The organism is Ramlibacter sp. (assembly GCF_035706265.1).
Lineage (GTDB): Bacteria > Pseudomonadota > Gammaproteobacteria > Burkholderiales > Burkholderiaceae_C > Ramlibacter.
In genome coordinates, this window is record NZ_DASSVG010000631.1 from 1 (window position 1) to 6,746 (window position 6,746).

General features: G+C 68.9%; 6 protein-coding genes and 3 tRNA genes. 4 read left to right on the forward strand and 5 right to left on the reverse strand.

Annotation, left to right across the window (positions count from 1 at the left end):
- The 3 genes from VFM98_RS22700 to trxC form a co-directional block, all read left to right on the forward strand.
- The coding region (locus VFM98_RS22700; protein ID WP_325112165.1) for an LTA synthase family protein at window positions 1–1,669 on the forward strand (1,669 nt) is incomplete at its 5' end.
- Window positions 1,666–2,634 carry a hypothetical protein gene (locus VFM98_RS22705; RefSeq protein WP_325112166.1) on the forward strand — a complete coding sequence of 323 codons (969 nt, stop codon included), beginning with the start codon at window positions 1,666–1,668 and terminating at the stop codon, window positions 2,632–2,634. The genes VFM98_RS22700 and VFM98_RS22705, both read left to right, overlap by 4 nt.
- A gap of 190 nt (window positions 2,635–2,824) precedes the next feature.
- Window positions 2,825–3,262, forward strand: coding sequence for a thioredoxin TrxC (gene trxC / locus VFM98_RS22710; protein WP_325112167.1), 438 nt, complete (start codon window positions 2,825–2,827; stop codon window positions 3,260–3,262).
- A gap of 118 nt (window positions 3,263–3,380) precedes the next feature.
- Here trxC and VFM98_RS22715 read toward each other — a convergent pair whose 3' ends face one another.
- The gene (locus VFM98_RS22715) at window positions 3,381–4,943 is read right to left on the reverse strand and encodes a protein adenylyltransferase SelO (RefSeq protein ID WP_325112168.1); all 1,563 of its coding nucleotides are present in this window, start codon (window positions 4,941–4,943) and stop codon (window positions 3,381–3,383) included.
- Between the two features lie 94 nt (window positions 4,944–5,037).
- On the opposite strand from VFM98_RS22715, the gene VFM98_RS22720 reads away from it, so the two are divergent.
- A complete protein-coding gene (locus VFM98_RS22720; RefSeq protein ID WP_325112169.1) occupies window positions 5,038–5,643 on the forward strand; it encodes a DUF1415 domain-containing protein in 606 nt (201 codons plus the stop codon).
- 34 nt (window positions 5,644–5,677) lie between these two features.
- On the opposite strand, the gene VFM98_RS22725 is transcribed toward VFM98_RS22720, so the two are convergent.
- From VFM98_RS22725 to VFM98_RS22740, 4 genes are all read right to left on the reverse strand, one after another.
- A tRNA-Leu gene (locus tag VFM98_RS22725) sits at window positions 5,678–5,761 on the reverse strand.
- 137 nt (window positions 5,762–5,898) lie between these two features.
- Window positions 5,899–5,972: transfer RNA gene (locus tag VFM98_RS22730), tRNA-Cys, on the reverse strand.
- 47 nt (window positions 5,973–6,019) lie between these two features.
- Window positions 6,020–6,095: transfer RNA gene (locus VFM98_RS22735), tRNA-Gly, on the reverse strand.
- Window positions 6,096–6,145: 50 nt separating this feature from the next.
- On the reverse strand, window positions 6,146–6,745 hold the full coding sequence (locus VFM98_RS22740) for a CDP-alcohol phosphatidyltransferase family protein (RefSeq protein WP_414709071.1): 600 nt from the start codon (window positions 6,743–6,745) through the stop codon (window positions 6,146–6,148).
- Window position 6,746: the final 1 nt, after the last annotated feature.

Consider the following 6,746-nt stretch of genomic DNA (forward strand, 5'->3'; position numbering starts at 1 on the left):
ACCACTGGATCCGCGGTTTCCGTTCCTGCATCCCGAGCAGACACCGGACACGCTCGGTGCCTACTTCAAGCCCACGTCCGACGGGTATCCGCCAAACGTGGTGGTGATCGTGGTCGAGGGGCTCGGCCGCTCGTTCTCCGGGCCCGGGGCGTCGCTGGGCAGCTTCACCCCCTTCCTGGATGAGCTGGCCACGCGCAGCCTGTACTTCGACAACTTCCTCGCCAACCAGGGCCGCACCTTCGGCGTGCTGCCGAGCCTGTTCAACGCCGCGCCGTTTGCGCGGGAGGGCTTCACCGCGCTGGGCGACCGCATGCCGGCCAGCCCCGGGCTGTTCAGCCTGCTCCGCGCGCAGGGCTACCACACCGCGTTCTACAACGGCACCGACACCCGCTTCGACCACGAGCGCGAGTTCATGCAGCGGCAGGGCGTGCAGACGCTGGTCGACAAGACCACGTTCGGCCCCGGCTATGCGCTCAACCCCTTCAGCGAATGGGGCTACGCCGACAAGGAACTGGTCTCGCGCGTGCTGGCCGACAGCGCGCAGCAGGCGACGCCGTTCCTGCTGGCGATGCAGACCATCTCCATGCATACCGCCTACAAATTTCCCGGGCAGGACGCCTATGTCGCTCGCTTCGAGCAGCGCCTGCGCGAGCTGCACATTCCGCAGGGTGAGCTGGCCACCTACCGGGCCAACGCCGACATCTACAGCACCGTCCTGTACACCGATGACCAGTTGCGCCGCTACTTCGCGTCGGTAGCCGCGCAGCCCTGGTATGCCAACACCCTTTTCGTGATCACCGGCGACCACCGCCTGCCGGAGATCCCGATGGGCGAGCACATCGACCGCTATCGCGTACCGCTGGTGATCTTCTCGCCGCTGCTCACGCAGCCCCGGCACTTCCGCGCAGTGTCCTCGCACCTGGACGTGACGCCATCGCTGCTCGCGCTGCTGTCGCACACGTACGGGCTGAAGCGACCGGCGCAAACGCCGTGGCTGGGCGGTGCACTGGATACCCACGACAGCTTCCGCAACATCCACCAGTGGCCGCTGCAGCAAACCAAGACCAGCGCGCCGGATTACCTTGCAGGCCGGTGGTGGCTGCACAACGGGCAGTTGTTCGAACTGCAGGAAGGCATGCACCTGCAGCCCAGCGACGACGCCGACGCGCTCGCCTGGGCCACGCGACGGTGGGACCGCTACCAGCAGGCCAATGCAATCTTCCTGCGGCAGCTGGCACTCGCGCCGGACGATGCCCGGACCACCCTGGTGGCCTACCAGGCCGCACCGCCAGCCCCGGCCGCGGGCGGCGATGCACCGGTGGCACACGGTATCTCGACCCAGTCGGTCGAGCTGGCCTCGGTGGGCGACCAGCTCGCGCTGAAGGCCCGCTTCGACAACGGCGACGCGCAGCCAAGCCGCACGTTCGTGCCGCTGGTGGTGCTGACCGCCGAAGACGGCCGCGAGCTCAAGGAAGCCTCCGGCCAGCCCATGCAACTGCCCGCGCACGGGCACCAGCAGGTCCAGCTGGGCCTGCCGCGCCCGGAAACCTGCGCAGGCCGCTGCTATGTGTCGGTGATCCCATCCGACCCGGAGACCGGCAAACCGGTCGGGCAAGGCCGCTATCACGTGCCGGTCGATGGCCCCGGCGCGGCCGGCGGTGCACCGTGAGCCGCATCGGTCGCTGGTGCCTGTACTCGCTGCTGAGCGTGCTGCCGGCCACGGCGATGGCCGGCGCCAGCCGCGCGGTGTGGACCTGGGAAGCGGAGTCCTACGCCATGGTCAGGGACCCCGCCGTGGCGCAGGAGGCCGTGCGCTATCTCACGTCCCAGGGCATCGACACCGTCTATCTCTATGCCGATGCCTATCGGGGCCACAACCTGATCGTCGAGCAACCGCAGCTGTACCGCGCCTTCATCGAGCGCCTGCACCGGCAGCACATGCGGGTCTACGCGCTGCTCGGCTCGAGCTACCTCCACACCGAGCGCTACGTCCTGCCGGCGTACCGCCAGCAGGCGCAGGACATGTTCCGCCGCGTCGTGCAGTACAACGCCGCGGTGCCGGCGCAAGCGCGCTTCGATGGCGCAAGCCTGGACATCGAGCCGCACATCCTCGACGAATGGAACGACGACACCCGCGAACGCCTGCTCGCTGGATTCCTCGACATGGGCGCCGCGCTGATGGCGATCAAGCGCGAACACCACGCCAGCACGCTGACCGTGAGCCCGGCCATCCCGTTCTGGCTCGACGGCATCGAGCTGACCTGGCACGGCGTGACCAAGCCGGTCAGCGAGCACGTCATCGATGTGTTCGATGAGGTCGCGCTGATGGACTATCGCCACAAGGTCGAAGGCCGAGACAGCATCCTGTCGCACGCCGCCAGCGAGATCGCCTACGCCAATCGCGTGGGCAAGAAAGTGGTGATCGGCCTGGAGGTTTCGCCCAACGAGCTGGAGAAGATCACCTTCGACCAGGTGGGGCCGAAAGCGCTCCAGCAGGCACTGCGCACGGTGGAGGCGGCCCTGCGCGAAGATCCTTCGTTCGCGGGCTTCGCGATCCACCACTACCGCACCTACCGGCGCTGGGTGGAACGCTTCGGCGACACCGGCGCACCGCCGGAGAAAGGCGCCGACTGATCGCGCGGCGCAGCCGCCCAACCATCTTCCCGCCACGAGGCGTGGCCGCTGCCACGCGTACCGACCCTGCGCCTTGCCAGCATGATCCACGCCAGCCGGCGAACCGGCGAACCGGCCAACCGGGCAAGCCCCCCTTGCACCCGGCGCACGGGCCATCATGTTGCGGCCATTGCCGCCGCCGGATCGCCCCATGAACGCGCCACTCGCCATCCCCTGCCCGCACTGCAGCGCCCTCAACCGCGTGCCTGCCGAACGCCTGGACCAGCAGCCCCACTGCGGCCGCTGCCACCAGCCGCTGTTCACCGGCCATCCGCTGGCGCTGACCACGGCCAACTTCGATGCGGTGGCTGCACGCGGCGACCTGCCGGTGCTGGTCGACTTCTGGGCGACCTGGTGCGGACCGTGCATCGGCTTCGCGCCGGTGTTTGCCGCGGCGGCGCGGGAATTCGAGCCCCAGCTGCGGCTGGCCAAGGTGGACACCGATGCCCAGCCAGCGCTGGCGCAGCGCTTCGGCATCCGCTCCATCCCCACGCTGGTCTTGTTGCGTGGGGGGCGAGAGATCGCGCGCCAGGCGGGTGCGCTCAACGCCGGTCAACTGCGCCAGTTCGTGGCCCAGGCACTGCACTGACACCGGGCGCGGACGCGGGGCGTTGCCCTCGGGTGCCGCCGGGCCCGGACCCGCGGCAACGCGCGGGGCGCGGGCGCGGGGTTTCGCACGCGCCATCACATGCGCATACCGCAGCCCCTCACGAACTGCACGACAGCATCGAGCAGCCCGCTTTTTCCTTCGCCCAGTCCGGGCGCTTGCGCGCGTAGCGCTCGTGGCCCGGTTGGTCGTCGCAGGGGTGCCGCATCACCTCCAGCAAGGTGTGCACGCCGGACAGGTCACCCTGCGTGGCCTGGTCGATCGCTTCCTGCGCCAGGTAGTTGCGCAAGACGTAACGCGGATTGACCCGGCGCATGCGCTCGCGGCGGGCATCGGGTGACTGCGCGTCCTCGCCCAGACGCTTCGCGTAGCGCACCAGCCAATCGCGCAGCGCACCATCGAAGCGTTCGCGCAGGCTGGCGTCGTAGAACGCGTCATCCATCGCCGGCGTCGGCAACGGCCGGGCCGGATCGAAGTCCAGCAGCGCGCGATAGAACAGTGTCATGTCCACCTGCGCCTGCGCCATCAGCGTATGCAGCTGGCCGTGCAGCGCATCGTCCTCGCTGCGCGGCTCGGCCAGGCCCAGCTTGTCGGCCTGCATCCGGCGTTCGATCGTGGCGTAGCTGCTGGCGTACCAGTCCAGTCCGGCCTGCAGCGCCTCGGTGCCGGCAAACAGTGGCGACAGTGCCGAGGCCAGCCGCGACAGGTTCCACCACGCCACCTGCATCTGCTGGCCGAACCGGTAGCGGCGTCGACCGGCGTCGGTGGTGTTGGGCGTCCACTGCGGATCGTAGTTGTCGATCCAGCCGTAGGGGCCGTAGTCGATGGTCAAGCCGAGGATGGACAGGTTGTCGGTGTTCATCACCCCGTGCACGAAGCCGACCCGCATCCAGTGCGCGACGGTCTGCGCGGTGCGTTCGCAGACCTCGCCGAACCACGCCGCATACAGCGCCTCGCCCGAGCCTTCCAGGTGCGGGAAGTCGCGGCGGATGGTGAAGTCCACCAGCTGCCGCAGCAGCGTGTGGTCACCCCGCGCATACGGCAGCTCGAAGTGGCCGAACCGGATGAACGACGGCGCCACCCGGCACACCACCGCGCCGGGCTCAAGCTCGGGATGACCGTCGTAGAACATGTCGCGCAGCACGGTCTCGCCGGTGCCGACCAGGCTCAGCGCACGCGTGGTCGGCACGCCCAGGTGATGCATCGCCTCGCTGCACAGGAACTCGCGGATCGACGAGCGCAGCACCGCCCGCCCGTCCGCCGTGCGCGAATACGGCGTGGGGCCGGCGCCCTTGAGCTGCAGCTCCCGGCGCTCGCCGTTCGCGGTCAACAGCTCGCCCAGCGAGATTGCCCGGCCATCACCCAGCTGCCCCGCCCAATGGCCAAACTGGTGCCCGCCGTAGTTGCTGGCCCAGGGCTGCATGCCCTCCAGCAGCCGGTTGCCGCCGAACACCTCGGCGAACCACGGCGATGCCACGTCCGCTTCGCTTAGCCCCAGCGCTTGCGCCATCGCCGGCGAGTGCGCCAGCAGGCGCGGTGCGGCCACCGGGGTGGGATCCACGCGCGAATACAGCGCGCCCTCCACCTGCCGTCGCCGCGGCCCTGACTCCGGGTCGCCCGGCAGTTCGCGCAGGAACGTGTTGTCAAAGGTCAGTGATGTCATCCCGGCATGGTTGAGGCGGCATCGGGCACATGCAAGCGCCCGCGTCTCGCCCGCCGGCCGCTATAGTCGCCGCCCCGCCCACGGAATTGCCGCCATGTCCGATGCCTCGCCCTTCATCACCGCCGGCCTGACCGCGCAGGACACACCCTATGTCGAGGCGACGAAACGCTGGGTGGAGCGGGCCGTGGTCGGGCTGAATCTGTGCCCGTTCGCGCGGGCGCCATTCATCCAGGGCCGCATCCGCTACGCGGTGAGTCACGCCCGAGACACCGACACCCTGCTCGACCACCTGTGCGGCGAACTGCAGAGCCTGGCCGCGGCCGACGCCGCGGAGTGCGAGACCACGCTGCTGATCCACCCGCACGTGCTGGGCGACTTCCTCGACTACAACGACTTCCTCGACGTGGCCGACGCCGCGGTGGAGACGCTGAAGCTCGACGGCGTGCTGCAGGTCGCCAGCTTCCACCCGCACTACCAGTTCGCCGACACCCTGCCGGAAGACGTCGAGAACGCCACCAACCGCTCGCCCTGGCCCACGCTGCACCTGCTGCGCGAAGACAGCGTGGCGCGCGCGGCGGACGCGATGACCGATCCGGAGGAAATCTATCGCCGCAACATCGATACCCTGCGCCGGCTGGGCACGGCGGGATGGCAGGCGCTGGAGGTCATGGGCGACGACCAGGACACGCTGCCGGCCTGAGCCCGTGGGTGCCGTTTTGGTGACGGAGGGGGTGTGCCCGAGGCGGGGATCGAACCCGCATGGCCTTGCGGCCGAGGGATTTTAAGTCCCTTGCGTATACCAGTTTCGCCACTCGGGCCCGGAGGAGGCGCATTCGGAGCGCGCAGCGGGCCGGGATCGTAGCACGCGCTGACGAACCGCCCGCCCGCCGCGCGGGCACGAAAAAGCCCGCATGCGGCGGGCTGATCGGGGCGCCTGGGCGCCGGCTTGCTGCGATGGAGGCCTGGGTCGGAATCGAACCGGCGTACGCGGATTTGCAGTCCGCTGCATGACCACTCTGCCACCAGGCCATCGCTTCAAAAAACAAAACCCCGGAAGCCCGAGGTTTTGCCGAAGATGGAGCGGGAAACGAGACTCGAACTCGCGACCCCGACCTTGGCAAGGTCGTGCTCTACCAACTGAGCTATTCCCGCATCGGAGTCGCGCATTCTAGCGGGAGATCCGAACCCGTCAACCCCCTCGCTCAGGAATCCTCGCCGGGCGATGCCGGCGGTCGCGACAGGTCGCCGCTCAATGCCGGCCAGGCCGCGCGCACGTAGTACAGGCCCGACCAGATGGTGAGCACGCCGGCAGCCACCAGCAGGAACTCGCCGACGTGGTACAGGCGCAGCGTCTCGGCATCGTGCTGCACGATCAGCACGGTGAGCGCGACCATCTGCATGACCGTCTTGAGCTTGCCGATGAAGGCCACCTTCACCGCCGCGCGCATGCCGATCTCGGCCATCCACTCGCGCAGCGCGGAGATGCTGATCTCGCGCCCGACGATGATTGCCGCGGTCACCGCCATCACCACGCCGAACCAGTCGCTACCCGGGCCGGCGGCACCGTAGTGCGACTCGACCACGCGGTGGTGCGACTCCACCAGCAGGAACAGCGTGATGGCGACCATCAGCTTGTCCGCCACCGGGTCGAGAAAAGCGCCGAAGGCCGACGTCATCTTCAGCCGCCGCGCCAGGTAGCCATCCAGCCAGTCGGTCACCGCGGCGAGCAGGAACACCACGGCAGCGAGCACATTGTGGCCACGGAACGGCAGATAGAACGCCACGACCATCACCGGCAGCAGG

Bases quoted from the DNA above. Each gene is read 5' to 3' on its own strand.
- trxC (WP_325112167.1), top strand. From the start codon at position 2,825: ATGAACGCGCCACTCGCCATCCCCTGCCCGCACTGCAGCGCCCTCAAC.
- VFM98_RS22715 (WP_325112168.1), bottom strand. From the start codon at position 4,943: ATGACATCACTGACCTTTGACAACACGTTCCTGCGCGAACTGCCGGGC.
- VFM98_RS22720 (WP_325112169.1), top strand. From the start codon at position 5,038: ATGTCCGATGCCTCGCCCTTCATCACCGCCGGCCTGACCGCGCAGGAC.